Annotated in this window: 21 protein-coding genes and 1 pseudogene; 9 read left to right on the forward strand and 13 right to left on the reverse strand. The window is 63.5% G+C overall.

All coding sequences use genetic code 11. The features are described 5' to 3' along the window. A partial coding sequence (locus tag FXV83_RS36560; protein WP_148744450.1) for a substrate-binding periplasmic protein occupies window positions 1-466 on the forward strand: 466 nt, incomplete at its 5' end. A gap of 248 nt (window positions 467-714) precedes the next feature. On the opposite strand, the gene FXV83_RS36565 is transcribed toward FXV83_RS36560, so the two are convergent. Beyond that, window positions 715-4,125 carry an adenylate/guanylate cyclase domain-containing protein gene (locus FXV83_RS36565; protein WP_148744452.1) on the reverse strand — a complete coding sequence of 1,137 codons (3,411 nt, stop codon included), beginning with the start codon at window positions 4,123-4,125 and terminating at the stop codon, window positions 715-717. Between the two features lie 348 nt (window positions 4,126-4,473). Here FXV83_RS36565 and FXV83_RS36570 point away from each other — a divergent pair, with 348 nt between their 5' ends. Next, entirely contained in the window at window positions 4,474-4,977 is a 504-nt protein-coding gene (locus FXV83_RS36570; protein ID WP_148744454.1) for a methyltransferase family protein, read from the forward strand. Window positions 4,978-5,376: 399 nt separating this feature from the next. On the opposite strand, the gene FXV83_RS45015 is transcribed toward FXV83_RS36570, so the two are convergent. The 7 genes and pseudogenes from FXV83_RS45015 to FXV83_RS36605 all read right to left on the reverse strand — a co-directional run bounded on the left by FXV83_RS45015 (window position 5,377) and on the right by FXV83_RS36605 (window position 12,695). Then, on the reverse strand, window positions 5,377-5,655 hold the full coding sequence (locus FXV83_RS45015) for an HGGxSTG domain-containing protein (protein WP_347341094.1): 279 nt from the start codon (window positions 5,653-5,655) through the stop codon (window positions 5,377-5,379). Next, window positions 5,652-5,948 (reverse strand): annotated as a pseudogene (locus tag FXV83_RS36580) (hypothetical protein); the annotation flags it as partial. The gene FXV83_RS45015 and the pseudogene FXV83_RS36580, both read right to left, overlap by 4 nt. Window positions 5,949-6,110: 162 nt before the next feature. After that, the gene (locus FXV83_RS36585; RefSeq protein WP_148744456.1) at window positions 6,111-9,473 is read right to left on the reverse strand and encodes an adenylate/guanylate cyclase domain-containing protein; all 3,363 of its coding nucleotides are present in this window, start codon (window positions 9,471-9,473) and stop codon (window positions 6,111-6,113) included. Window positions 9,474-9,939: 466 nt separating this feature from the next. Next, entirely contained in the window at window positions 9,940-10,218 is a 279-nt protein-coding gene (locus FXV83_RS36590) for an HGGxSTG domain-containing protein (RefSeq protein WP_148744458.1), read from the reverse strand. Then, the gene (locus FXV83_RS36595) at window positions 10,215-10,886 is read right to left on the reverse strand and encodes a hypothetical protein (RefSeq protein ID WP_148744460.1); all 672 of its coding nucleotides are present in this window, start codon (window positions 10,884-10,886) and stop codon (window positions 10,215-10,217) included. Before FXV83_RS36595 ends, FXV83_RS36590 begins: the two co-directional genes overlap by 4 nt. Window positions 10,887-11,207: 321 nt before the next feature. Beyond that, window positions 11,208-11,669, reverse strand: a complete 462-nt coding sequence (locus FXV83_RS36600) for an NUDIX hydrolase (RefSeq protein ID WP_148744462.1) — start codon at window positions 11,667-11,669, stop codon at window positions 11,208-11,210. A 63-nt stretch (window positions 11,670-11,732) separates the two neighbouring features. Then, on the reverse strand, window positions 11,733-12,695 hold the full coding sequence (locus FXV83_RS36605; protein ID WP_148744464.1) for a lytic transglycosylase domain-containing protein: 963 nt from the start codon (window positions 12,693-12,695) through the stop codon (window positions 11,733-11,735). Between the two features lie 184 nt (window positions 12,696-12,879). On the opposite strand from FXV83_RS36605, the gene FXV83_RS36610 reads away from it, so the two are divergent. After that, window positions 12,880-13,905, forward strand: coding sequence for a L,D-transpeptidase family protein (locus FXV83_RS36610; protein WP_148744488.1), 1,026 nt, complete (start codon window positions 12,880-12,882; stop codon window positions 13,903-13,905). A gap of 14 nt (window positions 13,906-13,919) precedes the next feature. On the opposite strand, the gene FXV83_RS36615 is transcribed toward FXV83_RS36610, so the two are convergent. Both FXV83_RS36615 and FXV83_RS36620 read right to left on the reverse strand, forming a co-directional pair. Then, entirely contained in the window at window positions 13,920-14,777 is an 858-nt protein-coding gene (locus tag FXV83_RS36615) for a VOC family protein (RefSeq protein ID WP_148744466.1), read from the reverse strand. Window positions 14,778-14,938: 161 nt separating this feature from the next. Then, complete coding sequence (locus FXV83_RS36620) at window positions 14,939-16,132, reverse strand: urate hydroxylase PuuD (RefSeq protein ID WP_148744468.1); 1,194 nt, start codon at window positions 16,130-16,132, stop codon at window positions 14,939-14,941. Between the two features lie 201 nt (window positions 16,133-16,333). Between FXV83_RS36620 and FXV83_RS36625 the strand changes: the two genes are divergently transcribed. Then, the gene (locus FXV83_RS36625) at window positions 16,334-17,641 is read left to right on the forward strand and encodes a PQQ-dependent sugar dehydrogenase (RefSeq protein WP_148744490.1); all 1,308 of its coding nucleotides are present in this window, start codon (window positions 16,334-16,336) and stop codon (window positions 17,639-17,641) included. Between the two features lie 195 nt (window positions 17,642-17,836). Here the strand turns inward: FXV83_RS36625 and FXV83_RS36630 are convergent, their stop codons facing one another. Further along, window positions 17,837-18,637 (reverse strand): SDR family NAD(P)-dependent oxidoreductase, encoded by an 801-nt coding sequence (locus FXV83_RS36630; protein WP_148744470.1) that lies wholly within the window; start codon window positions 18,635-18,637, stop codon window positions 17,837-17,839. 255 nt (window positions 18,638-18,892) lie between these two features. Between FXV83_RS36630 and FXV83_RS36635 the strand changes: the two genes are divergently transcribed. From FXV83_RS36635 to cyoD, 4 genes are read left to right on the forward strand one after another with little or no spacing between them, the layout of a single operon-like run. Then, window positions 18,893-19,726 (forward strand): cytochrome ubiquinol oxidase subunit II family protein, encoded by an 834-nt coding sequence (locus FXV83_RS36635; RefSeq protein ID WP_148744472.1) that lies wholly within the window; start codon window positions 18,893-18,895, stop codon window positions 19,724-19,726. Next, a complete protein-coding gene (gene cyoB / locus FXV83_RS36640) occupies window positions 19,716-21,716 on the forward strand; it encodes a cytochrome o ubiquinol oxidase subunit I (RefSeq protein ID WP_148744474.1) in 2,001 nt (666 codons plus the stop codon). The genes FXV83_RS36635 and cyoB overlap by 11 nt, the downstream gene beginning before the upstream one ends. Continuing rightward, a complete protein-coding gene (locus FXV83_RS36645; RefSeq protein WP_148744476.1) occupies window positions 21,716-22,357 on the forward strand; it encodes a cytochrome (ubi)quinol oxidase subunit III in 642 nt (213 codons plus the stop codon). Before cyoB ends, FXV83_RS36645 begins: the two co-directional genes overlap by 1 nt. Next, complete coding sequence (cyoD, locus tag FXV83_RS36650) at window positions 22,354-22,740, forward strand: cytochrome o ubiquinol oxidase subunit IV (protein ID WP_148744478.1); 387 nt, start codon at window positions 22,354-22,356, stop codon at window positions 22,738-22,740. Before FXV83_RS36645 ends, cyoD begins: the two co-directional genes overlap by 4 nt. Before the next feature lie 283 nt (window positions 22,741-23,023). Here cyoD and FXV83_RS36655 read toward each other — a convergent pair whose 3' ends face one another. Further along, window positions 23,024-23,812: a thermonuclease family protein gene (locus FXV83_RS36655; RefSeq protein WP_148744480.1), complete on the reverse strand. Its 789-nt coding sequence runs from the start codon at window positions 23,810-23,812 to the stop codon at window positions 23,024-23,026. 201 nt (window positions 23,813-24,013) lie between these two features. Between FXV83_RS36655 and FXV83_RS36660 the strand changes: the two genes are divergently transcribed. After that, complete coding sequence (locus FXV83_RS36660; protein WP_187436416.1) at window positions 24,014-25,612, forward strand: GMC family oxidoreductase; 1,599 nt, start codon at window positions 24,014-24,016, stop codon at window positions 25,610-25,612. 339 nt (window positions 25,613-25,951) lie between these two features. Here FXV83_RS36660 and FXV83_RS36670 read toward each other — a convergent pair. Beyond that, window positions 25,952-26,452, reverse strand: a 501-nt coding sequence (locus FXV83_RS36670) for a transposase (RefSeq protein ID WP_148744484.1), incomplete at its 5' end; no start/stop codon positions are given.

Raw genomic sequence — 26,452 nt, forward strand, 5'->3', positions numbered from 1 at the left:
CTTTTCGAGACCTTACGCAAACAGCGGTGTTGTTCTTGTGGTTTCATCTCAGTCTTCGGTTCGGCGGCTTAACGATTTGCACGGTCAGAAGGTTGGCGTCACGGTTGGAACCATCGAGCACGAGTGGCTGGCCAAACACGGCTTTCGCGTTTCGGTCTTCGCCTCCCAAGAGGACATAATTGCCGCGGTCGAAGCAGGCGAAATCGAAGTCGGCGCCACAAACCCAGTGACTATCGGGTGGTATCAGCACGAACACCCGAGCACGGCAGTGAGGATACCCCACGGATACGAGCCAGAACCGGCACTGCAGTGGAGCGTTTCAGTCGGGCTTCGCGGCGCGGACGATGCACTGATTAAAGCTGTTGATATTGCGGTGGCGCGAGTGATCGAGCAGTCGATGCCAGCACAGATCTACGCGAAGTACGGCATTCTCTATCTACCCCCCTCCGGCAGAGGTCACCAGTGAGGATGCGCGCACCAGCAACCCTGGAGGCATAATTGAAAATTCTTCCGCTTATGGGCCCTAAGGCGAAGATCGCTACCGCGTCCGGCACGTCGGCAGTTGAGGCCAGAGCGGGCTTACCGAAGACGCGGGCAAATCGACGCAAATGATCCTGAGCGCGCCATTCACAGGGCGGCACGCCACTGCTGAAAACCGACGAGATTCCGGTCGAGGTCAAATTAGCCAAGCGCTTGCTAGTGTATGCAGCATCACTACTGGTATTTGGGATCCGTCGTCGGCTCGCAGCGAGCGGTGATCTCTCGAAGTATTGCCCTGGCAGCCTGTAGATCCGGAGTCGCAAAGCCCTCGGTGAACTGGCTATAAAGTGGCGTGAGCAGGTCTCGTGCCTCAGCACACCGATCCTGTTCTCTCCACAATCGTGCAAGGCGTGTCGCTGCGCGCAACTCCCAGAGCTTGGCGCCCTGCTGGCGCGCGGTTGCCGCCGCATGGCTTAACCGTGCTTCCGCGGCGCTCGCATCGGCGTTAGGCAGCCGTAGCATCAGCTCGCCCGTCATCCGGTGCAGCTCGGCCTCGAACCATCGCTCGCCGGTTTCTTCCACTCGGTGCAGCGCCTCGGTAACAATATCCAAGCCCTCGTTCACTGCACCGGACCGGCCGTGGACCTCAGCAAGCAGACTTCGGAAATAGGGCACCAGGAAGCCCGCTCCGGTGGCCTGCCACATCGAAAGCCCGTCCCGGATCTGCGCGATACCGGCCCGAAGATCTCCAGCCTCGCCCAGCGTCCAACCGCGAATGATGATACCGGCTCCGAGGAAGTGTGGGGCGTCCTGCTCGGCTGCCAGTGCGATCAGCGCATTCGCCCGATCGCCGGCCTCGTCGTGATTCTGGCGAAGCTGCGACAGGATGCAGCCGTACAGCAGGGCATAGCCGAGGGTGTTGCGGTGGGACAACTCCTTCGCGCCGCTCAATGCCTCTTCGCTCCTCGCCTGGGCCTGCTCAGGATAGCCGAGGGCGAACAGTCCCCAGGATAGAACGGAAAGTCCCGCCACACTGGGGTCCTGCGCGAACAGGAAGGCAAGCGACCCATGGGCGGTCGGATCGTAGAGGGCGAGCGTCCGCTCCAAATGGGCGCGCGCAGCCGTTAACTCGCCGCGAAGCAATTCAGCGGTTCCGACGATTCGATTGCCGATGGTTTCGGCGGCAGCATCGTTCTGTGCCTGGGCGCGGCGGAGCAAATCCTCCCCTGCAGTTCGACCGGCTTCGAGCTCCGCCCTTACGACGTGAAAAACCCACTTCCCATAGAGAACAGGAAAGAGCCGCGACGTCTCGCCGAGGCGCTCGCACAGGTCTCGGGCCCGTGCGTTGGCCCGCCCGACGTCCGGTGCGGCCCAGCCCTTTGCGGCCATCAGGGCGACGCCGAGCGCGATTTGCAGCTCAAGTTCCCGCCGCCATCGTGGGGCGTCGTCGGGGAGAGCAGGAATCAGGTCGAGCCCTTTGGTCAATTGCGTGATCGCCTCTGCTGTGGCCGACCGCGCGATCTCTGCTTGTCCCGCCCTCAGCCAATAATCGATCGCCGGTTCGGCAAGTCCTGCCTCCGTGTAGTGATGGGCCAGAAGCTCGGGCTGCGCCTGCACTGTCTCCGGAGAATGCTGCTCTAGCGCGGCAGCGATGCGGGCGTGCAGGCGCTGCCGCTTCGCGCGAACGAGGGTCGCATATGCCGCGTCCTGCACGAGCGCATGCTTGAAGCTGTAGGTCGCCTGAGGCGGCGTCCCACGCCGGAATACCAGACCCGAATCGACGAGGTCGTCCAACGCCGCGTGCAGTTCGCTCTCCGGCAGCGCCGCCGTCATCGCGAGCAGTTCGTAGGAGAATTCTCGGCCAATCGCGGCCGCGATCTGGGCGACCTCTCGGGCTGGGGCCAGCCGGTCGAGCCGGGCCAGCAGCGACTCCTGGAGCGTGGCCGGGATCGCCATGGGCGGCAGCGGTCCGGCGAGCGCGTAGTGGTCGCCCTCATCCCGGAGCAGATTGGTCTCCAGCACGGTCCGCGTCAGTTCCTCGACGAACAGCGGCACGCCGTCCGTCTTGGCGACGATCTGGTCGAGCACCGCGGGAGGGAGTGCCTTGCCGCCGCTCAGCCGCGCGACCATGGCCGCCCCCTGCCGGCGGCTCAACCGACTGAGGCTCAGCGCGGTGGCATGGGCATAGCGCGTCCAAGACGGCGCGAACTCGGGCCGGAAGGTGATGAGGACGAGCACGGGAGCGCCTTGCACCCGGTCGATCAGGAGATCGAGCAGCTCGAGCAAGGTCGGATCGGCCCAGTGCACGTCCTCGTACAGGGCGAGGACGGGCCGGCGGGTTGCGAGTCCCAGGACCTGATCGACCAGCGCCTCGAGTGTCCGCTCCTTCTGCCGATGCGGGCTCATGTCGAGCGGCGGGTACCGCGTATCGGTTTCCAGCGAAAGTAATGCGGCGAGCAGCGGGGCCGCCCCGGTGACATCATCGCTCGATAGCGCAAGCAGCGCCTCGAGCTTGTCGAGCCTCGTTGCGGCGGAATCGTCGTCGGCGAAACCCGCCGCGCGCTCCAGCAAGCCAATCACCGGATAGAGCGGACTGGTCTGATGGTGCGGCGAGCAGTAGTGGCTCAGGACCGTATGCGGCTCATCTTCAAGTCGCCCGCGCAGCGCCCGCAGGAGGCGCGACTTGCCGATGCCAGGCTCGCCCGTCAGCAGCACCACCTGGCCCTCACCCTCCTTGGCGCGCTCCCAGTGCTCGAGCAGCAGGCCGATCTCATGCTCGCGACCGACAAGCGGTGTCAGGCCTGCGCCGTGCAACGCCTCGAACCGGCTCTCGGCGGCGCCTTCGCCGACCACACGCCACGCCCGCACCGGAACGGGAAATCCCTTTAGGATCTGCAGGCCGAGCTCGGCGAGCTCGAACAGCCCGCCAATCAGCTCTCGGGTGCGGGCGGAGATCACCACCGTGCCCGGCTCGGCCAGGGTTTGCAGGCGCGCCGCGAGGTTCGGCGTGTCGCCGACCACCGTCTCCTCGCGCGCCGCGCCTTCGCCGATCAACTCACCGACAACGACCGGGCCGGTCGCGATGCCGATGCGGGCCGCCAGCATCTCACCGTGCGCCGATGCCAGGCTGTGTACCGCCGCGACCGCGGCGAGGCCGGCCCGCACGGCGCGTTCGGCCTCATCTTCGTGGGCGCGCGGATAGCCAAAATAGGCCAGTACACCATCGCCCATGTACTTCGCTACGTGCCCTTCGAACCGCGCGATCGCGCCCGCCACCGCGCTCTGATAGGTCCGCAGGACTTCGGCCATTTCCTCCGGATCGAGCCGTGTCGCGAGCGCGGTCGAGTCGACCAGGTCAACAAACATAACGGTGAGCTGGCGGCGCTCGGCCTCGGCTCCAAGCGAAGCGTTTCCGGAGGTGACGGTAGGTACGGTCGAAATAAGGGTGGTAGCCGACATTGAGCCGGCGCGCAGTGCAGCAATGGCGGCGAGCAGCTTGCGGCGATGGCCGATCGAGACGACCCCAAGCCCGATCAGATCCTCGGCCGTGAGGTCCATGAGGACCTCGGCATCAATGTCGTTCTCCCGGAACGCCTGCTCGTACTGTCCCAGCCCCAGATCACACAGCCAGGCCCCGATATCCATGGGCTCCTCCCGGCTCTCGTCTTCAGCGCTAAGGTGTTCCAGTCTATCTCAAAATGGCGTGCACTGGGCGCGGTGAAACGTCACGAGTTGAGCGCGGAGGAAGGGCAGCTGTTGGCCCTAAGCCGAAGAGCGGCTCAGCCGCCGTGATGTCGGCTATCGCTGGTCAACCGGACGCCGATCTGCGCTTGGCTCGCCAGCCGCTTTTGACCCATACCGGAACTCAGCCTGAAGATCAGAAGCGAGGTGAAGAGAACTCGACGGCCGGGACAACTGATTGTGGAGCCGCGTTCAATGCTCGTGCAGAAAGTGATTTGCTAAGCTATTCTTGTCGGGTCGTGGGAGCACGCAATGTCGAAAGCAATTGCCGTCTTGGGCTCCGCTCTGTTCTTCGTCATCGCGCCGTTGGTGCTGGCAGGCTTCGTCCCCTGGTGGGTCACGCAGTGGGAATTTCGGCCAGCTTTTTTCGGCGTCGATCTAACCCGCATCCTCGGCGGTATATTGATCATCGTCGGAGTGCCCGGACTTGTGGATTCATTTGCTCGTTTTGCGCTGGAGGGGCTGGGGACGCCCGCCCCGATCGCGCCGACACAAAAGCTCGTAGTGACTGGCCTTTATCGCTACGTGCGAAATCCGATCTACATAGCGGTCGTCGCAGTCATTTTTGGTCAGGCCTTTTTGTTTGGTGACTGGCGTCTCCTCTGGTACGGAGCGCTACTCTGGCTTTTTTTTCATGTCTTTGTGGTGATGTATGAAGAACCGACGCTCAAGCAAACATTCGGCACGGACTACGAGAGCTTTCGGACTAATGTGCCGCGCTGGATTCCGCGGTTGACGCCATGGCGAGCCGCATAAAGGAATCGCTGCCAGCGGCTCGATGCCGGCTGCAACAAACAGTGCGAGACGGCGAAGCGTAGCAAGCGCGCCTAGCGGCCTCGCCCCGGAGGGCCCACTACCTTAGCGGCCAGTCGAAATAACGCATGGGCCGGGCGACTGCTCCGCACGCCGTGTCTTTCCGATCCCGGAGGAAGACCGGCCGTCTGCGCCTGCGCATTATGAGGACCGAATCTGGCCCGAAGGCGAAGATCGCCATCGTGTCCGGCTCGTCGGCAGTCGAGGCTAGACCGGATATCGCGAAGACCGGCGCGAACGACCCAAAGTCAATCAGTGAACTGCTCTTAAGAGCACTTTATATGCTTTATAATGCGTTCAAGGGCATTGGTGTAAGCAGGGCGAAAGCTCCGCGGACCGCCGTCACTCACCGGCATTGAGCTCTCGGAGCAGTTCCCATGTCTCGCCGAGGAGCGCGCGAACGGCCCTTCGCTCCGCGACCCGCTCGCTGGTGAATCGTCCATGCTTCCGCGCATTCCGGTTTCCTCGCGGCGCGCCGCATCGCGCCGCGCCGCCGTGCATCCGGCAGCGCGTCTTGCCGTGCACCGCCGGCGCGCAACACGCGCCGCCGTTGCGTGTTCTCGCCCCGCAGCGCGGGCTCGCGCGCATCGCCGCGGTGTTGCGGGCGTGACGGCTGATCATGTGGTGGCAGCCTGATCTGCGTCGATGTGTCGGTGGTGCGCTTCGCCGGCCTTGGCTGCCTGGATCGGCCCTGCATCCATTGTTGCTTTGGCGAAGCCCGGCTCCGACACGATCACGCTCGCATGCTGCGTGACGTTGCCGACGATGGCGCTGCCGCCGTCCTGCACCGACAGGTTCTGTACCGTGATCTTGCGCTCGCCGTTGTCGCGATAGCGGCTGAGCGCCTCGATCTGGGCCGGATAAATGCGGGCAAGGCGGCCCAAGGCGCGGGTGAGGCTCTCCTGCTGCGCAATGGACATGTTCGTGCTCCTCAGTTGGTGGAGGCGAGCACGAACGGTGACGAGCAGATTACGTCTGCTTTCAGAGGTTTGCAGTCATAGGGCGCCATGCGGCTGATGGGCATGTGGAGCTAATGACCCAAGCAGAAGTGATGAAAAGCAACCATCGATGGGCGGTTAGTAGATTCCTGGGCTCGAAGGCGCGGCGCAGGCAAGTTCATCGAGCAGATCCCTGGCAGCCTGCAGGTCCGGCGTCTCGAAGCCCTCGGTGAACCAGCCGTAGACCGGTGCCAACAGGTCATGCGCATCGCCATGTCGGCCCTGATCGCGCCAGAGCCGGCCCAGAGCTACAGCAGCACGAAGCTCCCACAATTTGGCGCCCTGATTTCGGGCGACCGTGACTGCTCGTTGCAAACAGGCCTCCGCCTGTTGAGCGTCGTGGATCGACAACAGCGCCGCGCCTTTGATCCGCAGCATTTCAGCTTCGAGCCAGCGATCCCCGTTGCGCTCCAGAACGGCCAGAGTGTCATCCACGACAGTCAAGGCTTCGGTCGTCTCGCCCATCGCGACAAGCGGTTCAAGCAACGCACTACGGATCAGAGGCAGTTCGATTTCTGCCCCCGTGGATTGATAGAGGTCAATACCTTTACGGACCATGGTGATCCCATCGATCAGCCGACCCTCTCGGGTCATGATCCATCCTCGGGATAGGATCGCCGCCGCCAACCAGAAAGGAAAACGTTGTTCAGTGCACACGGAAAAGGTGGCTTCTGCGTGTGGCCTCAGTTCCTCGACGTCGCGACGGAGGAGCAAGTATGCGCAACCCATTCCGAGGTTGGTCGCTACCGCGAACACATGAGGCAATTGCTTCACCCTCGCCATCATCTCCCTGTGCGAGGTTGCCGCTCTATCGGGAAACCCGAGAGCGAGCCAGACCCATGATAGGTAAGTCAGAATTGAGGCGTAGAAATCAATTCCGTAGGCAAAGGCCAGCTCCTGGTGTCGCTCGGGATCATAAAAGCCCAGCGCTCGGCTCCAATGCTCAGAAGCTAACGAAAGCTGGCCCTGGTGCTGCAGAACAATCGCGACCAGGTAGTGCCCGATGAGCCGGCCAGTGGCATCGTCTTGCCGTTCGGCTGCCTCAAGCAATTCCGTGGCGATCTCAAGCGCCGCCTCCAATTCGGAAGTAACGTAGTAGAAGGTGAAAAGTCCGACCATCACTGGAAACAGCTGCGGGGCCTCGCCGATTTGCCCGCACAGCTCATGCGCTCTCCGGTAAGCGCGCCCAGTATCCGGATCGGAGAAACCCCTCGCCGCCATGAGCGATTGACCGAGGATTGCTTGAAGCCCCAATTCCTGTACGTTTCGTTGAACCGGGTCCGACAGCGAGGGTACCAGTTCCAATCCCCTCGTCACCTGCGTGATGGCCTCCGCGATTGCCGAGCGCATTAGCGCCAGCTGCCCCGCCCCGAGCCGATATTTGACCGCCTGCTCCACGAGCCCCGCTTCCGTGCAATGGTGCGCCAGCAGCTCGGGCTGCTTCTGCGCAGTCTCCGCGAACTCCGCTTCCAGCACCCGTGCGATGCGCGCATGCAGCTCCCGGCGCTTGCCACGCAATAGCGTGCCGTAAGCTGTGTCTTGAACTAGCGCATGTTTGAAGGCGTAAATGATATCTTCCGATGTGCCGCGCCGAAACACCAGCCCCGCCTCGGAAAGTCGGTTCAGCGCGCGGTGCAGCTCAGTTGCATCCCAGTGCACCGCCGCGCTCAGCAGTTTGTCGGAGAACTCTCGGCCGATAACGGCACCGAACTGCGCGATCTCCTTGGCAGCGGTGCCGACATGGTCCAGACGTGCCATCAAAGAGGCATGAAGCGTAGAAGGAACAGCGATAGCGCTTGAATGGCTTCTCGCAAGCAAAGAGCGCGGGTCACCTTCGCCAATGTCTGCCTCCAGCACCGCCTTCGTCAGTTCCTCTACGAAGAGCGGCACACCATCCGTGCGTTCGACGATCTCGGCCAGAATGTCGCTCGGCAGCGGATTATTACCGGCGATTCCCGCCGCCAGTGCAGCGCCCTCCTCTCGATTGAGCCGACTGAGGGAAATCACAGTGACGTCCTGAACCCAAGGCGGCGTAAATTCGGGACGGCACGTAACGAGAAGCAGCACCGGCAGGCGTTTCACCCGCTCTACTGCAGCATCGAGCAGTTCGCGGGAAGTCGGATCAATCCAATGCACGTCCTCGTATACCATCAGTATCGCCTGGTGCCGCGACAGCAATTCGAGCTGCCGGAGGAGCGCCTCCAAGGTTTCTTCCCTCTTTCGTTGTGGGCTGAAGTTCAGCGAAGGGTAGCGATCAGCGGTAGGCACGGACATCAGTTCGGCGAACAGTGCTACGTCATTGTTCGGCGTTGCCGTCGGGGCGAGCAGGGCCTCAATTTTGTCGAGCTTCGCTTCCGGAGAGTCCTCGCGCTCAAAGCCGGCTGCGCGTTCCAGCTGGGCGACGTGCGGGTGGAGCGCGCTGGCCTGATAATTGGGAGAGCAGAAATAGCGCAGCCGGACGTGTGGCTCGTTGCCGATGCGCTCTAGCAAGGCATTCGAAAGGCGAGATTTGCCGATTCCTGGTTCGCCTGAGAGCAGAATGACTTGGCCGTCCCCTGCCTTGGCCTGCGCCCAGTGCTGCAGGAGTAAGCCCATTTCAGCCTCGCGTCCAACGAGCAGCGCCTCACCCGACCGGAGTGCCTCGAAGCGGCTTTCAACGGCGCTGTCGCCCACGACCCGCCAAGCCCGGATCGGCTTGTCAAATCCCTTGGCCTCCACTGCACCGAGATCGTCATAGTCGAAAAGCCCGGCCGTAAGCCGGCGCGTGCTGGCAGAGATCAGTACCGTATTCGGCTCAGCCAGACCTTGCAGGCGGGCCGCAAGATTGGGCGTCTCCCCAACAACCCCACGTTCCTGTGTGGCCCCCGAACCGATGAGATCGCCGACGACAACTACACCCGTCGCAATGCCGACGCGGACCCGCAGCCGCTCCGATGTTTGCAGCCGTCCGACGGCATCGACTAGCGCCAGACCAGCCCGCACGGCGCGCTCGGCGTCATTCTCAAGCGCCTGCGGGTACCCGAAGTAGACAAGGACCCCGTCGCCCATGTACTTGGCCACGAAGCCCTCGTGTTGCCCCACCACCTCGGCTACCCAGGCCTGGTACGTCCCGATCACCTCGCGCATGTCCTCTGGATCAAGCCGCGCCGAGAGCGCCGTCGAGCCGACCAGATCGCAAAACATCACCGTAAGCTGACGACGCTCTGCGCCGTCGCTGTGTGACGGTGCCAGACCGACCGGTGTAGCTTTCACCGCCGGTGCCGGGGCGACGAGCGCTGCAATCGCCTTCAGCAGTCGCTTGCGATGTCCGAGCACCACCCCGAGCTTCTCAAGGTCGGCCTCGCTCAGCTCGGGCAGGATCTCAGCATCAATGGCATTGTCGCGAAACGCCGCCACGTACTGTTGCAGTCCTAAGCCGCGCAGCCACTTCTCGACGTCCATGTCCCACCTCCGCGGTGGTGACGGGGAACTCCTCTAACTGCTAGTGTAGCACGCCCATTGCAGTAGCGCGCCATGCGATGTCACGATCCGACGACCAAGAGTGCCTGCTGAAGCCGCTTCGGCGATGCACGTCAGGCCCACCGACAAAAAGATCCCCGGGCATCGTCACCTCGTGCTCCAGCTGGCCAAGGGCCGGCGCTCTCGTCGATCCTGGGGGAAAGGCCGCGCGGGCGGGGTCGAATAGTCGCAATGGCTGCCGTATATGTCGGCCCGTGGCCCGAAGGCGAACATTGCCATCGTGTCCGGCTCGTCGGCAGTCGAGGCTAGGCCGGACATCGGGAAGACCGCGGGAAAATTGGCGCGAATGACACAAGTCGATTAGTGAACTGCTCTTAAGGGCATTTTATACGGTCTATAATGCGTTCAAGGGCACTATCGTAGGCAGAGCGAAGCTTCGCCTACGCCCCTACTCACCGGAATTGAGCTCTCGCAGCAGGTCCCATGTCTCGCCGAGGAGCGCGCGAACGGCCCTTCGCTCGGCGATCGCATCTCTGGTGAAGCGGCCATGCTTGCGCGCATTCCGGTTTCCTCGCGGCGCGCCGCATCGCGCCGCGCCGCCGTGCATCCGGCAGCGCGTCTTGCCGTGCACCGCCGGCGCGCAACACGCGCCGCCGTTGCGTGTCCTGGCCCCACAGCGCGGGCTCGCGCGCATCGCCGCGGTGTTGCGGGCGTGGCGGCTGATCATGCGGTGGCAGCCTGTTCTGCGTCGATGGGTCGGCGGTAGCCTTCGCCGGCCTTGGCTGCCTGGATCGGCCCTGCATCCATTGTTGCTTTGGCGAAGCCCGGCTCCGACACGATCACGCTCGCATGCTGCGTGACGTTGCCGACGAAGGCGCTGCCGCCGTCCTGCACCGACAGGTTCTGTACTGTGATCTTGCGCTCGCCGTTGTCGCGATAGCGGCTGAGCGCCTCGATCTGGGCCGGATAAATGCGAACCAGGCGGCCCAAGGCGCGGGTGAGGCTCTCCTGCTGCGCGATGTCGTCGGTGCAGGCGAGGCGAAAGGCGGAGCGCATCGCCGCCACGTGCACGCACACCATCTGCGCCGCCAGCATGGCCTCGATGGAATCGCGCGGGCCGATGCTCTTCATCATCGAGATCATGAAGGCGAGGTTGGCCTCGTCGGGCTCTTGGCCGATCACGCTGGCCTTCACCAATTGCTTGAGCAGGCCATCCAGCGCGTCGCGGTCGACGGCGCCGAGCGCGTCGGCCAGCAGCCGCGCGCCGGCGCGCGGGTCGGGATGGTCGATCCTGATCCGCCGCCGGGAGAGCTTGACCCGCGGGCTTGCCGCGAGGGCGGCGTGATTGTTCGATGCGATCGATGCCGTCGGGTTGTGGTTCGCAGATGTCGTCATGGGCTGTGTCCTTGCAGGATTGGCGCGCGGACGCGATGCGTGCAGATCAAACCGCTCGCGGTGGCGCGCTGTACGATGTTGAGATGTCGGGTGTTTCGCTGAGGCTGTCCAAGCGCCCGGGGCCGGTGGGGCAGGCGCTGACGGACTCTCGCGATGATGCCATTCTGCCGGTGTTTTGCCCGACGAGTCAAACGGCGTTGCGGCGCGCGTATTCTTGTCCGTGCAAACCCTGTCCCCGTGCAAGTCCTTGTTCGGACAGGCGTCGGCTACTGTGCATGGGGTTGTTTTCGCGTCTTGTGTTTGGCCGTCGGCTCTCCCGCTCTAGCGGCCGCCGACCAGACGCGCCAGGCGGCCGAGCAGCGGACGCTGGCCTTCGTTGATTTTCTTGTCTGCCTCGTCGAGAGCGAAGAATTCGGCGCGATCGACCTCGGGAAAGCTCTGCCGCTTGCCGCTGCGCGGCGGCCATTCCATCTCGAACGTGTTGCTGCGAATGCTGCGCGTATCGATGTCGAGCTCGACAGCGAAGGCGCTGACGATCTTGCCGCCGCGTTGCCTGACCTCACCCAGCGCGATCAGCGTATCAGTCAGCTCCAGCCCAAGCTCCTCGGCAAACTCACGTCGCGCAGTGGCCTCAGCGTCTTGTCCGCCGGCATACTCGCCCTTTGGGATCGACCATGCGCCGAGATCCTTGTTGCGCCAGAACGGCCCGCCGGGATGCACGAGCAGGACCTCGATATCCGGCCGCATCCGATAGGCGAGGATTCCGGCGCTCTTCGATGTCATCGCAGGTTCCTGGCGTCGTCGTAACGATCGGGAGCCGCTGCACCAGCGGCTTCCCGATGCTCGTCAAGTCGAGGGTCGCTCGCGCGATGCGAAACGGATCGCGCGCGCTTTGGCGCTCCTAGCGGCCGCGCGCGCCGCGATCATATCGCGCGCCTTGCCATGAGCCGAGGCATTTTTCCGGAGCAAGGATACAAACCGCTTGCGCGCACGGTTGGCCGTCGATCGCGCCGCCAGCTGCTCGGCGTTGCGGATGATGGTGGTGACGTTAGGTGTCAGGTTGACCTGAACCCAGGCGACGTCCTTGGTCTTGGAGAGGCTGCCGATACCTTCGCAGGGGGCCTCGCGCGGCAGGTCGATCCGGATCGCAAGCGCCTCCGAGCGCTCGATCCAATCCTCCGCCTTGGTGCCGGTGATGATCCGGACATAGTCGCGCGTCTCGCGCGGCAGTCCGCTTTCTTTGGCAAGCCATTTCTGGATCCGGCCCGGTCCCGCGTTGTAGGCGGCTGCGGCAAGGCCGAGATTGCCGAAATCGTCGCGCAGCTTGCGCAGGAACTTTGCCGACGCCGGCAAGGCCTTCATCGGATCGAAGGGATCATCGAGCCCGACCTCCGCGGCCGTCTCCGGCATGAACTGCGCGACGCCCTGTGCGCCGGCGCCGCTGACCTCGTTGGAGCGAAATCGGCTCTCCTGCCAGATCAGGCGGGCGAAGAACGGCACCGGAATGCCGCTGGCCTCGGCTGCTTCCCTGAGCGCGTTGCAGAATTGGTCAGTCGGTGAAGCCGGGGCCGGTGCGGCGGATTCGATCGCGCGCGGCGGCTCGGCCGTCTCCTCATAGGACGCGCGTGCGTTGGCCAGCTCGATGGCCCGCACGCTCGCGAGGAAGAGCTCGACGACCGGAACAAGTGGGGAGGCTTGACTGTTCAGAATAGCGGCGTTGTTGAAAGCTGGTGTTTGCCGCGACGCTGACGGATCGAGGTCGCACATCAGAACCAGAAGCGCGGCGCAAGCCGCGACGACAAATCGCATGCGTGGAGAACCTCGAACTGTGGGTGAACGGCCGGCGATGCGCTGGCGATGACGATAAGGAGTTCTTAACCCTGCGATTGCGGCAAAGCTGCGATCTCATCGGTTCCGCAGGTGTTACTACGGTGTTCCCGAAGAGAAACTCTCCGGACGTTTGCGGATGACTTGCGAATTGGGACGCGTGCAGATGATGCGCTGGATGTTCGCAGTGGTGGCTCTTCTGTCGCTGATCGTGCCGGCGGCAGCGGGCAATCTCGACGCGGCAGCGGTGAACGAGGCTAAGCGTCCCGCAAAGCAGCCTTCCGTCGACAAGGTCACCGCATCGGTGACGAAGCTTCAGATCCTGCTCGATCGCGCGCGATTCTCGCCGGGCGAGATCGACGGCAAGTTCGGCGAGAACGCGCAGAAAGCGCTGAAGGCATTTGCCGAGCAGAATGGCATCGCCTCAGACAAGGAAATAGCGCCCGAGCTGTGGGACAGGCTGAATGCCGCGAGCGAAGGTCCCTTCGTCGTCGATTACAAGATCACCGACGCCGACGTGAAGGGACCATTCCTGAAGGCGCTGCCGTCCAGGCTCGAGGAGATAAAATCGCTGAAGGCGCTGAGCTACACCAGCCCTCTCGAAGGGCTCGCGGAGAAATTCCACATGAGCGGAGATCTGCTCAAGGCCCTCAATCCCGGCAAAGCTTTCGACAAGGTCGGGGAGGCGATCACCGTTGCGAATGTGCCGGCACAGCGGGAGCTGCCGCGCGTAGCGCGGATCGATATCGACAAGAGGAGCGCGACGCTGAAGGCGTTTGACGGAGCCGATCGTCTCGTCGCGTTTTATCCGGCCTCGATCGGCAGCCCGGATCGTCCGACGCCGACCGGGACGCTCAAGGTCACCTCGACCAACGACAAGCCGACCTATCACTACAATCCCGACTACAAGTTCGCGGGCGTCAAATCCAGGAAGCCGTTCGACATCAAGCCGGGTCCGAACAACCCGGTCGGATCGTACTGGATCGGCCTGTCCGGGCAGGGCTACGGCATCCACGGGACAGCGGAGCCCGACAGGGTCAGCAAATCGGCCTCCCACGGTTGCATCAGGCTGACGAATTGGGACGCCCGCACCTTGGGCGAAAACGTCAAGCGCGGCACACCGGTCGTCTTCCTCGATGCGCCGACGGAATCCTCGTCGAAGCGGGAGGGCCGCCTGGTAAATACACGTTAAAGAACTGGTTCAAATCAGCCGGCAATGAAGGCGAGCAGGGTGCCGTTGGCCTTGGCCGGCGGTACGCAGATCGCGGTCCCGCTACGCACGCCGGCCGGGCCGAGCGCCTTCTCGGTCGCCGCGAGATCGTCGCTGACGAGCACCAGCGCCGCGCCGCCACGCTCGGACAGGCCCGCAAGCGGCACACCGGGATAGCGCTTTGCGAGCTGGTCCAGCGTCAGATAGACGAAGTCGGCGCGGCCGCCGCCGGAGGGAACACTGACCGCGCCGTCGGCCTCGGCCCTGAGCTCGCGGTCGATCAGGCGTGCCAGATGCGCAGCCTCCTTCGCCGGCTCGGGTGTTGCGATCAGCGTTTGCTTGATCCGCCTGGCGGCATTGGCGTGCTTCATCAGCTCGGGAATCCACACGGTGTCGCGGGTCTTGTGCTGGCAGGCAAAAATGCGCACGCCGCCCGGCGCCTCCGCGGTCGGCCACATGAAGGTGCGGAATTTTGCCGCCGACACCGTGCCGTTCGGCAGCGTCACCGGTCGTTCGAAATCGGTGGGGCCGATCGGCACCAGGCCGCGCGCGCGGATCTCCTCCGCGCCGGCGGCGGAATCGACCGCGGTGAACGCGATGCGCTCGATGCCCTCGCCGTGCTCGTCGAGGAAGGCGCGCGCCGGCGCATTTGGCTCGGTCGCCGCCAGCACGCCGAGCAGCTCCATATAGTCCGGGTCGAACATGATGGTGTAGTTGCCGGTGCCCATATGCGCGCTATGGGTGCCGCGCGGCGATAGCGTGAAGCCGAGCTGCCTGTAATTCTCGGCGGCCTTGTCGAGGTCCTTCACCATGACCACGGCGTGGTCGATACCGATGACGTTCTTGAGGGCCACTGTGATTTCCCCGGCATGCCTCAAACTGAGCTGACGATCGCGCCAACGACCGTAGCACGTCCTGTGTACGATGGATGGACGCTCAAGTCATTTTGAAATCGGGAGGAGATGCGGAATTTCATTCCGCGAAATGCGCTATCGACACGCTGCGGTCGATGGCGTCAGCGGGCCTGCTCGCTGATGTAGGCGGCGAGGATGGCGCGCTCCTCGCTGGTCATCTCCGTGATATTGCCCGGCGGCATCGCATTGGACCATGCCGCCACGCGGCCGATCAGGCGGATGTTGCGGTGGATGCTCTCGGGACCATCGAGCAGGATGCCTTTCGGCGCGGTGACGATGCCGGCCCAGACCGGCTCGGCCGCGTGGCACATGCTGCAGCGGGACATCACGATCTCCTCGACAGCGGCGAGCGTCGGCTGTGCCGATAGCGCGCCCGTCTTCACCTCGCGCGGGCCGGCTGCGGAGAGGAGGAGGATCGCGATCGCGCCCGCCGCGGCCACGCCCCACACCCACCATGGCGACTTGCGTCCTGCATGCCGCTCGTTGAAGAAATGGCGGATCACGGGGCCGAGTGCCAGGATGATCGCGACGATGATCCAGTTGAAGCGGGTGGCGTAGAGCAGGGGATAGTGGTTGCTGATCATCAGCACGACGACCGGCAATGTCAGATAGTTGTTGTGGACCGAGCGCTCCTTGCTGGTCTTGCCGAGCTTCGGATCGGGTGCCTGTCCGGCGATCAGGGCGGCCACGATCTTCTTCTGGTTCGGGATGATCACCGCGAAGACATTGGCGACCATGATGGTTCCGATGATTGCCGCGATCTGGTTGAAGGCGCCGCGCCCGCTGAGGACGTGCGTGAAGGCGAAGGTCAGCGCGACCAGGAACAGGTAGCCGCCGATGGCAAAGCCGAGCTCGCGCTGGGCAAGGCGGGTGCGGCAGGCGACCTCATAGAGCAGCCACGCCAGCGCGAGGCTCGAGAGGCTGAACAGCCCGGCCTGGACCGGCGTCAGATCGAGGATCGATTTGTCGACCAGGAACAGGTCGGCCTCGAGATAGTAGACCACCACCATCAGCGCGAAGCCGGACAGCCAGGTGGTGTAGGCCTCCCATTTGAACCAGGTGAGTTCCTCCGGCATCTGGCTTGGCGCGACCAGATATTTCATGATCCGGTAGAAGCCGCCGCCATGGACCTGCCAGGCTTCGCCCTGCACGCCATCCGGCAGGTCGGCGTTCGGCTTCAGGCTGAGATCGAGATGGATGAAGTAGAACGAACTGCCGATCCAGCCGATCGCCGCCACGACATGCAGCCAGCGCAGCAGCAGGCTGGCCCATTCCGATACGATCGATCCCCACATGATCACCCCATCAATCGCGACAGCGATCCGCGGCTTTGATGACCGCAGCCGGCGGCCGTGCCCTTACAATGTGTCGCACCGATCCACGTTATTTTCCAGTACGATGCCCGCGCGCCGTTGCACATCGTGCGGGCATGAGCTGACGTGGGATTTGGCAGACAAGACCGGGAGGAAGATATCGTGAAGACGCATGTGTCGCACATGACGCTGGCTGCATGGATGCTATCGGTCTGCGCCGGCGCGCAGGCTGAGCCTGTGCTGCAAGGCAAGGATGCGTTCGGCAGTTGGCAAGCCGACAAGCCCGGTGTCGTCAGGCTGATCCGCCCGCAGGATCTGCCCAAGCCCGGCGCCTCGCCGTCGGTCGCCAATGCGACGCGCGTTGTGGCGCGCGGCAGCGCCGTGCCGCAGGTGCCGCAGGGCTTCACGATCGAGCTGCTGGCTGACGGTCTGTCCAGCCCGCGCGTGCTCCGCGTCGCGCCGAATGGCGACATTTTCGTTGCCGAGACCGGAGCAGGGCGCATTCGCGCGCTGCGGCTCGAGGAAGGCGGCGCGAAGGTCGCAACCAACGAAATCTATGCCACCGGACTGAATCGTCCCTTCGGCATGGCGTTCTTTCCGAACGGCGACAATCCGCAATGGCTTTACGTCGCCAACACCGGCAGCGTCGTCCGCTTTCCCTATCGCGTCGGCGACCTCAAGGCGCCGGCCAAGGCGGAGACGGTGGTTGCGAGCCTGCTGTCTGGATCGGGCCACTCCACCCGCGACATCGTGTTCACGCCCGACAACAGGCGCATGCTGGTGTCGGTGGGCTCGGCCGGCAATGCCGGCGATGGCATGGGCAATCCGCCCGGCGGGCTCGAGGCGTGGTCGAAGGCGCAGCCGCTCGGCGCACCGTGGGGCTACGAGGCCGAGCGCGCCGCCGTGCTCGCCTTCGCTCCCGACGGCAAGGACCGCAAACTCTACGCCACCGGCATCCGCAACTGCGTCGGCCTCGCGATCCAGCCGCAGACAGGGCTGCCCTGGTGCTCGACCAACGAGCGCGACGGCCTCGGCGACGATCTCGTGCCCGACTATGTGACCAGTGTGAAGGAGGGCGCGTTCTACGGCTGGCCGTGGTTCTATATCGGCGCCAACGAAGACCCGCGTCATCCCGGCGCGCGGCCGGACCTGAAGGACAAGGTGACCCTGCCGGACGTGCTGGTGCAATCGCACTCGGCTTCGCTCGGCATGGCCTTCTATCAAGGCACGCAATTTCCATCCGAGTATCAGGGCGACGCCTTCGCTGCCGAGCACGGCTCCTGGAACCGTTCGAGGCGCACCGGCTACAAGGTAATCCGCATCCGGATGAAGGACGCCAAGCCGACCGGCGAGTACGAGGATTTTGTCACGGGATTTGTCGTGAATGACAAGGAGGTGTGGGGGCGACCGGTCGGAGTCGCTGTGGCAAAGGACGGCGCACTGCTGATCTCGGAAGACGGCAACGGCACGATCTGGCGGGTGACGCATTAGAATAAGAATCGCGCCGCGGCGGAGGTGCACCCTCGTCCCTTGTGGGAGAGGGTGGCTTCGCGACAGCGAAGCCGGGTGAGGGGTTCTATCCGCGAGTCGTCTCGCGAGTGAATTTGCCGAGAGAGACCCCTCATCCGGCGCTTCGCGCCACCTTCTCCCACAAGGGGAGAAGGAAAGGGCAGCTGCCTTCGTTGCTCACCCCCGTCTCACACTTGCCCCACCATCCACCAGCAGCGTTACGCCGGTGATGAAGTTTGCTTCATCCGACGCCAAGAACAGCGCGGCATTCGCCACGTCCCACGCGGTGCCCATCTTCTTGCGCAGCGGTACCTTGCTGTCGCGTTCGGCTTCGACTTCGGCGCGGGTCTTGTGCCATTCGCGGGCGCGGGTATCGACCGCCATCGGCGTGTTCATCAGGCCCGGCAAGATGACGTTGGCGCGGATGCCGTATTCCGCATTCTGGTAGGCGAGCTGCTCGGTGAAGGCGATCATCGCCGATTTCGTCGCCTTGTAGGCGACGTAGGGATAGGTTGTGATCGCCGCCATCGAGGAGATGTTGATGATCGCGCCGCTGTTCTGCGCGCGCATGATCGGGATCACTTCTTTCGCGGCGAAAATGCAGCTCTTCAAATTGATGGCGACGACGCGCTCGAACGCCTCCTCGGTCAGCTGCAGCAGCTCGGCGTCGCCGCCGGACAGGCTCACGCCGACATTGTTGTGCAGCACGTCGATGCGGTCCCAGCGCGCCTTCGCATCGGCCACCATCGCCCTGATGTCAGCGGAGTTGGTCACGTCGGCCTTGAAGGCCGCCGCAGTTCCTTGGCTCGCGGTGATCATCGCGACAGTTTCCTGTGCGGACTCGAGATGATGATCAACGCAAAGCACCTTGGCGCCCTCGCGCGCGAAGGTCAGCGCGGTGGCGCGGCCGTTGCCCATGCCTTCACCTGGGCTCTGGCCGGCGCCGACCACGATGGCAATCTTCTCGGCTAGACGCATGACGCTTTCTCCCTGCTTTTTCATCACGATAGCACGCGCCAAGCGAAGCAGAAGAGCGATCGGTCGTTGAGTGGTGGCGTTCGGTGCACGCCGTCCCCACCGAACATGCATGGCTCCGTTGCCTCAAGGAAAGTGCGTGCACGCGCAAAGGCCTGCTGCTTCGCAGGAACCGACTTCATACAACTGCGTTTGCTGCCAGGGCGCTTTTTGCGTTACGCTTCTCCCGGGGGCTTCCCGACCGCCAGTGGCTTGCCGATGAATCTGCTCGATCCGCAAGGGCCCGTTGCTGCTGCGAATAGCACGATCCTGGTCGATTCCGTTTTCATCATGCTGGCGATCGTGGTGCCGACCATCATCGCGATCCTGGCGTTCGCGTTCTGGTTTCGCGCGTCCAATCCCCGCGCGCGCTTTCAGCCGGACTTCGTCTATTCCGGGCGCGTGGAGATGGTGGTGTGGGCGATCCCGGCGCTCACCGTGATCCTGCTCGGCGGCGTCGCCTGGATCGGCTCGCATCAGCTCGATCCCGCAGCGCCGGTGCCGGGCACCGGCAGCCCGGTCCGCATCCAGGCCGTTTCGCTCGACTGGAAATGGCTCTTCATCTATCCGGACCAGCGCATCGCCACGGTCAACACGCTGACGGTGCCGGCCGGCGCCGAGCTGAATTTCCAGCTGACCTCGTCGAGCGTGATGAACACGTTCTTCATCCCGCAGCTCGGCAGCATGATCTACACCATGAACGGCATGGTGACGAAGCTGAACCTGCGTGCTGACAATGAAGGCAAGCTCCAGGGGCTGTCGGCGCATTTCTCCGGCGACGGCTTTCCCGACATGATGTTCGACGTCAACGTGATCTCGCCGCTTGCATTTCCGGATTGGGTGGCGACCACGGCGAAGACCGACGCCGTGCTGAACGAGGACAGCTACAAGAAGCTGATGCAGCAGGGCGTCGAGAAGGGCAGGCCGACCTATCGCGTGGATGATCCCCGGCTGTTCGACCTGATCGCGACCCAGCACATTCCGCCAGGGCCAGGCCCGGAGCTGTTGTCCGAGGCCGGCCGGTCGCAGAGTGGAGGCCACGATGCTCGGTAAGCTCGATTGGTCGGCGATCCCGTTCGACCAGCCGATCCCGCTGATCGCGGGCGCCGTGGTGCTGGTTGGGATCCTGGCCGTGCTGGTCTGGGTCGTGGTGAAGGGGCATCTGCCCTATCTCTGGCACGAATGGATCACCAGCGTCGACCACAAGCGCATCGGCGTGATGTATATCCTGCTGGCTTCGGTGATGCTGCTGCGCGGCGGAAGCGACGCCATCATGATGCGGATTCAGCAGGCGGTCGCCTACCAGTCGCAGGGCTATCTTCCGCCGGAGCACTACAACCAGATCTTCTCGGCTCACGGCACCATCATGATCTTCTTCGTGGCGATGCCATTCGTGATCGGGCTGATGAACCTGATCGTGCCGCTTCAGCTCGGCGTACGCGACGTCGCTTTTCCGACGCTTAACTCGGTAGGTTTTTGGCTGACAGCGACCGGCGCGCTGCTAGTCAATCTCTCGCTGGTGATCGGCGAATTCGCGCGCACCGGCTGGCTCGCCTTTCCGCCGCTATCGGAATTGTCCTACTCGCCCGGCGTCGGCGTCGACTACTACGCCTGGTCGCTCCAGATTTCCGGTGTCGGCACGCTGGTGGCCGGCATCAACCTCGTCACCACCGTGCTGAAGCTGCGCACCAGGGGTATGAACTATCTGCGCATGCCGATGTTCTGCTGGACCACGCTGGCCTCGAACCTGCTGATCGTCGCGGCGTTCCCGATCCTCACTGCGACGCTCGCCATGCTGCTGCTCGACCGCTACCTCGGCTTCCACTTCTTCACCAACCAAGCCGGCGGCAACGTCATGATGTTCATGAACCTCATCTGGGCCTGGGGGCACCCGGAGGTCTACATTCTGGTGCTGCCGGCCTTCGGCATCTTTTCCGAGGTGGTCTCGACCTTTTCCGGCAAGGCGCTGTTCGGCTATCGCTCGATGGTGCTCGCCACCATGGCGATCTGCGTCATCTCCTTCATGGTCTGGCTGCATCACTTTTTTACGATGGGCGCGGGCCCCGACGTCAACGCCATCTTCGGCATCGCCAGCATGATCATCGCGATACCGACCGGCGTGAAGATCTACAACTGGCTGTTCACGATGTATGGCGGCCGCATCCGCTTCGAGACGCCGATGCTATGGTCGGTCGGCTTTATGGTGACCTTCATCATCGGCGGTTTGACGGGCGTGCTGGTCGCGGTGCCGCCGGCCGACTTCATGCTCCACAACAGCATGTTCCTGGTGGCGCACTTCCACAATGTCATCATCGGCGGCGTGCTGTTCGGCGCCTTTGCCGGCTTCGAATACTGGTTTCCGAAGGCGTTCGGCTTCCGGCTCGACGAGCGCTGGGGCAAGCTCGCATTCTGGTTCACCTTCACAGGTTTTTACGTCACCTTCATCCCGCTCTACGTCGCCGGCATGCTGGGCATGACGCGGCGCATGCAGCATTACGATGTTGCCGCGTGGCGGCCCTGGATGCTGGTTGCGGCTGTTGGCATGGCGATACTGACGATCGGCGTCATCTGCCAGATCTTGCAGCTCGTCGTCAGCATCCGCAACCGCGAGGCGTTGCGCGACCGCACCGGCGATCCCTGGGATGGTCGTTCGCTGGAATGGGCAACCGCGTCGCCGCCGCCGGTGTTCAATTTCGCGTTCGATCCCGATGTGCGCGGCGAGGACGCCTATTGGGATATAAAGATCCATGCCCGGCAGCAATCGCTCGAGCATGAAGAGCGCGAATATCATGAGATCGAGATGCCGCGGAATTCGCCGACCGGCTTCGTCTGCGCGTTCTTCGCCAGCATCATGGGCTTTGCGCTGATCTGGCACATCTGGTGGATGGTGATCCTGGGCGGCATCGGCGCGTTCGCGACCTTTGTCGTTTTCGCCTGGCGCGACCACGATGAATACGTCATCCCGGCCGCGGAGGTCGCGCGGATCGACCGCATCAATCTCGAGGAGCGGCGCAGCCTCGTCAGCATGGCGGGAGCAACCTGATGTCGATGACCGCAGCCGTCGGCCACGCCCACGCCGATCCCCATCACATCGGCCTCGTCATCGAGCATCCGGGACCAGCGCCGAAGCGGATCGTGACGGCCTACGGCTTCTGGATCTTCCTGCTCTCCGACATCGTGATGTTCTCCTGCTTCTTCGCGGCCTATGCCGTGCTCTCCGGCCAGACCGCCGGCGGCCCGAAAGGCTCCGAGATCTTCGAGCAGAGGAACGTTGCGATCGAGACGGTCTGTCTGCTGCTGTCGAGCTTCACCTGCGGCATGGCCAGCATTGCGGCCGACGTGCGCAACCGGTTCTGGTTCTATCTCGGCATGGCCGTGACATGCGTGCTGGGGCTAATATTCCTGGCGATCGAGTTCCGCGAATTCGCCGGCCTCGTCGCGCGCGGCTACGGTCCGTCGCGCAGCGCGTTCCTGACCGCGTTCTTCTCGCTGGTCGGATGCCACGGTCTGCACGTTTCGGCGGGCGTGCTCTGGCTTCTGACCATGATGGCCCAGGTGTTCGCGAAAGGCTTTCGCGCCGACATCTTGCGGCGAATGACGTGCTTTGCGCTGTTCTGGCACGCGCTCGACATCATCTGGGTCGCGATCTTCTCCGTCGTCTACTTGCTTGGAGGTGGCGCATGAGCGATCAGACCCATGTGCGGACCGAACATGACCTTGCACCGGGCGAGGAAGAGCAACATAGCGTCGGCGAAAGGATCCTCGGCTACGTCGTCGGCCTCGCCTTGGCTCTGCTCCTGACGGCGACGTCGTTCTTCATCGCCGGCACCGATCTGGTCTGGCAGCCTTCCATTCCCGTGGCGCTGATCGTGCTGGCGATCGCGCAGATGGGCGTGCATCTGGTGTTCTTCCTGCACATCACGACGGGCCCGGATAACACCAATAACGTGCTGGCGCTGGCCTTCGGGCTGCTGATCGTATTCCTCGTGGTTGGCGGCTCAGTCTGGATCATGTCGCACCTGAATGCGAACATGCCGCCGATGGACCAGATCATGCGAATGCAGTGAGAGAGGCCGAGGGCAGCCCCGTTGCAAAAAGAAGAGCCGCTTGTTGATGACAAACGGCCCAAGTCTAGGGAGGAAACGCCCAAGCAAGGACAATCGGGCCGAAGCCGGATTGCTGCCAAAGAAGCGATAGCGCATGGCACTACCGCACCTTCCAAATGCAACAACTCCTGATGGAGTTCAATTCCGGATCAATACTGTCTCCCGATACCGCTCACGGCTGCGTGATGGGTTCCTCACGGCGGAGCTCCACCCGGACGTTTACTTGGAGTTTCTACTTGGAGTTTCACTTGGGCCGGCGGCAATTATACGCCTTGCGGAAGCCGGCGGCCTGGGCGTCCTCCTCCGAGCAGAACCAGCGGTCCGGCTTCGTTGTTGCCGGGTAGCTCGGGCAGCCTCGCAGATGATAGATTCCGATATTGCCGGTGACCCGCGCCCGCACCGCGAGCTTGCCCTTGATGCTGCAACTCGGTGGCATCGTCAGTTCGTCGGGAAACAGCGCCGCGCGAATCTCCTTGTCGCGGTCGGCGCGGCAGGCAGTGCCCAGGAGCGCGCCGTCCTTCTTGCCGGTGCGGAACTCTTGCGGTGCAACAAAGCAGCCCTTCCAGATGCCGGCCGCGGCCGTCTTGGCTTCGGCAGCTGCCGACTTCATGTTCGCCTTGATCGGCTCCCGCCCGATCGCAAAGCCGAGCCGCACCAGTTGCTCGTTCAGCGTGATCTTGTCGCCCTCGGCGGTGCAGATGGCGCGGTGGCGTTTGCCAAAGCTCTTCTCGGGTCCGACATCGTCGCAGCGCACCGGACGTCCGCCGACCAGCTTCGTCAGCTGGTCACGCGCATCGACGCCGCAGGTCCAGGCGTCGGCGTGATCGTCGATGCAGACCTGGTCCAGCTCCGGCGCGTCCACGCCGTCGAGCCGGTAGGTGACGTCGCCAAGCTGGATGGAATTGGCGTCCCGGACCGCTGCTGTCGCAGTCAACGCGAGCCCCGGCCCTGAGCTGGCCAGAAATCCGGACAGAGCAAGAAACAAAACAAGCGCGAAAGCGCGGGCGGCGGCAAAGGAATTCTTCAAGGACATACGGGCTCGCTATCGATTGCTCTTTCCTCTTTTCCTAGCATCCGGATGTGGCGATACCAATGGTCTGCGCCCCGCGAAGTGCGACATTCCAGGCCCGCGGCTTTACTCGCCGGTCGCTCTGATCTTATCGTCTGCGTCAGCCCGCGTGCCATGATGGCCGAATCGCCTGGGAAGCGGCGAGGGCGGGAGGACAAGGTTGCGATGAAAGACCCCGTGGACGTCCTGATCATCGGCGCCGGCGCTTCGGGCGCCGCGGTCGCGTGGTCGCTGGCCGAGACCAAGATGCACATTCTCTGCCTGGAGCAGGGCGGCTGGATGAACCCGGCGGAATATCCCAGCACGGGTCGGGACTGGGAAGCCAAGTTCTACGGCGAGTGGTCGTCCAGCCCGAACATCCGCGGCCGGCCCGAGGACTATCCGATCAACGATGAAAATTCGCCGATCAAGGTCGTCAACTACAATGCGGTCGGCGGCTCGACGGTGATGTACACCGCGCACTGGCCGCGGCTGCACCCCTCCGATTTCAAGGTCAAGACGCTCGACGGTGTCGCCGACGACTGGCCGATCGACTACGACGCGCTGACGCCATTCTTCGAAGAGAACGACCGGATGATGGGGACATCCGGCCTGTCGGGCGATCCGCTGTCGCCGCTGACGCATCCGCCGATGCCGCAGCAGCCGCTGGGCTTGTCCGGTGCGATCATCGGCAAGGCCATGAACAAGCTCGGCTGGCATTGGTGGCCGTCGGACACCACGGTTGCGACGATGGACTATGAGGGCCGAGCGCGCTGCATCAATCTCGGCCATTGCACGCCGGCCTGCGCGCAGGGCGCGAAATCCTCGACCGACATCACCTATTGGCCGCATGCGATCCGCGCCGGCGTCGAGCTGCGCACCCATTGCCGGGTGCGCGAGATCACCACCGACGAGAACGGCATGGCTTCGGGCGTGGTCTATTACGACAAGGATGGCGTCGAGCAGTTTCAGCCGGCGCATGTCGTCATCATCGCCTGCAACGGCGTCGGCACGCCGCGCCTGCTTTTGAACTCCGCGTCAGGCCGCTTCCCGAACGGCCTTGCCAACTCATCCGGCATGGTCGGCAAGAACCTGATGTTCCATCCCTACGCGCAGATCTACGGCTATGTGAGGGAGCCGACCGATTCCAATCGCGCGCCGCCGACCTGCCTGTGGAGCAAGGAGTGGTACGATACGGACCTGTCGCGCGGCTTCGTGCGGGGCTACGGGGTCCAGTTCGTGCGCGGCGCAGGACCCGTGTTCGAGGCCGTCGCTAGCGAGCAGAAGGGCATTCTGCCCTGGGGCGCCGATCATCACCGCGTCTTCCGCAAGCTCAACGGCCATCGACTCGGATTTTCCGCGATCTGCGAGGATTTGCCGGAGGAGCACAATCGCGTCACGCTCGATCCCGTTCTCAAGGACAGCCACGGCATTCCCGCGCCGAAGATCGACTACACCATCAGCGAGAACAGCCGGAAGATGATGGAGCATGCGCTGGCCCGCGGCCGGGAGGTTCTCGAGACGGCAGGCGCCACCGACATCTGCATCAATTCGCCGATCCCGTGGGGTGGCTGGCATCTGCTCGGCACGGCACGGATGGGCACCGATCCTGAAACCTCCGTGGTCAATGAATGGGGCCGCTCGCACGACGTGAAAAATCTCTTCATCGTCGACGGCAGCATCTTCGTCACCTCGGGCGGGGTCAACCCAACGTCGACCATCCAGGCCATCGCGCTCTACGTCGCCGACCAGATGAAGCAGCGCCTCGCCAATTTGTTCGATTGAGAATGATTACGGTCAAATCCAGCCGCGCTCGGTGCACCTCTCCCCCTTGCGGGAGAGGTCGGCGCAACGCGCCGGGTGAGGGCTCTTTCCTCTGGGGCAGTCTCTTTGTGGAGGCACCCTCTCCCCGACCCTCCCCCGCAAGCGGGGGAGGGAGTGTACTTTCATCGCCGCGCGAGCACTAGCATTACAGTTGTCGTTTGTTTGCTTTGAAGTGGGCTCGTTGAGCTGCGGCTTGGTGAGCTCTACGCCAGAATGACCATGCAATGATATGTGCGGGCTGGATTCGCTTTCGAGCGAGTCTGATGGCGATGCGGCGGACTTCCTGGATTGACCAACGGATCAATGACGGCGTGGCGATGTCTTGGTTTTTGCCTTGGTTCGGCGGCTGGTTTTTTTTGGCGGTGGCGGGTTAGCGCGATGTCGGATCGCGGCCATCATGGCGAAGGCGAGCATCACCAGGGATACGTGACGGTGCCAGCCATGCCAGGATCTGCTCTCGTTGTGATCGAGCCCGAACTCGTTTTTCGCGGTTTCAAAGCTGTCCTCGATCGCCCATCGATGGCCTTCGACCGCGACCAGCGTTTCAATTGACGTTCCCGCTGGGCACCAGGTGGTGAAGAAGGCGAGGTCTCCATCGGCGATGCGACGACGGATCAGCAGACCGCGGGTCCAGAGCCCTGGATTTGTGTCATTTGATTCTTCGACCTCCAGATCTGCCAATTCGAGATAACACCAATCGTGCAGCCGTGGTCCTTTGGTTCCGGCTCCCGCCGACAGGCGCCTCCAATCGGATGAGCGCCGCGTCAGGGCAATGTCTGCGGCCGTACCGGCGACCGGCGG

The organism is Bradyrhizobium hipponense (assembly GCF_008123965.1).
Classification (GTDB): domain Bacteria; phylum Pseudomonadota; class Alphaproteobacteria; order Rhizobiales; family Xanthobacteraceae; genus Bradyrhizobium; species Bradyrhizobium hipponense.

Bases quoted from the DNA above. Each gene is read 5' to 3' on its own strand.
- FXV83_RS45015 (WP_347341094.1), bottom strand. From the start codon at position 5,655: ATGATCAGCCGTCACGCCCGCAACACCGCGGCGATGCGCGCGAGCCCG.
- FXV83_RS36620 (WP_148744468.1), bottom strand. From the start codon at position 16,132: ATGTGGGGATCGATCGTATCGGAATGGGCCAGCCTGCTGCTGCGCTGG.
- FXV83_RS36585 (WP_148744456.1), bottom strand. From the start codon at position 9,473: ATGGACGTCGAGAAGTGGCTGCGCGGCTTAGGACTGCAACAGTACGTG.
- cyoB (WP_148744474.1), top strand. From the start codon at position 19,716: ATGCTCGGTAAGCTCGATTGGTCGGCGATCCCGTTCGACCAGCCGATC.
- FXV83_RS36565 (WP_148744452.1), bottom strand. From the start codon at position 4,125: ATGGATATCGGGGCCTGGCTGTGTGATCTGGGGCTGGGACAGTACGAG.
- FXV83_RS36655 (WP_148744480.1), bottom strand. From the start codon at position 23,812: ATGTCCTTGAAGAATTCCTTTGCCGCCGCCCGCGCTTTCGCGCTTGTT.
- FXV83_RS36610 (WP_148744488.1), top strand. From the start codon at position 12,880: ATGATGCGCTGGATGTTCGCAGTGGTGGCTCTTCTGTCGCTGATCGTG.
- FXV83_RS36625 (WP_148744490.1), top strand. From the start codon at position 16,334: ATGACGCTGGCTGCATGGATGCTATCGGTCTGCGCCGGCGCGCAGGCT.
- FXV83_RS36645 (WP_148744476.1), top strand. From the start codon at position 21,716: ATGTCGATGACCGCAGCCGTCGGCCACGCCCACGCCGATCCCCATCAC.
- FXV83_RS36590 (WP_148744458.1), bottom strand. From the start codon at position 10,218: ATGATCAGCCGCCACGCCCGCAACACCGCGGCGATGCGCGCGAGCCCG.
- cyoD (WP_148744478.1), top strand. From the start codon at position 22,354: ATGAGCGATCAGACCCATGTGCGGACCGAACATGACCTTGCACCGGGC.
- FXV83_RS36605 (WP_148744464.1), bottom strand. From the start codon at position 12,695: ATGCGATTTGTCGTCGCGGCTTGCGCCGCGCTTCTGGTTCTGATGTGC.
- FXV83_RS36570 (WP_148744454.1), top strand. From the start codon at position 4,474: ATGTCGAAAGCAATTGCCGTCTTGGGCTCCGCTCTGTTCTTCGTCATC.
- FXV83_RS36635 (WP_148744472.1), top strand. From the start codon at position 18,893: ATGAATCTGCTCGATCCGCAAGGGCCCGTTGCTGCTGCGAATAGCACG.
- FXV83_RS36630 (WP_148744470.1), bottom strand. From the start codon at position 18,637: ATGCGTCTAGCCGAGAAGATTGCCATCGTGGTCGGCGCCGGCCAGAGC.
- FXV83_RS36595 (WP_148744460.1), bottom strand. From the start codon at position 10,886: ATGACGACATCTGCGAACCACAACCCGACGGCATCGATCGCATCGAAC.
- FXV83_RS36600 (WP_148744462.1), bottom strand. From the start codon at position 11,669: ATGACATCGAAGAGCGCCGGAATCCTCGCCTATCGGATGCGGCCGGAT.
- FXV83_RS36660 (WP_187436416.1), top strand. From the start codon at position 24,014: ATGAAAGACCCCGTGGACGTCCTGATCATCGGCGCCGGCGCTTCGGGC.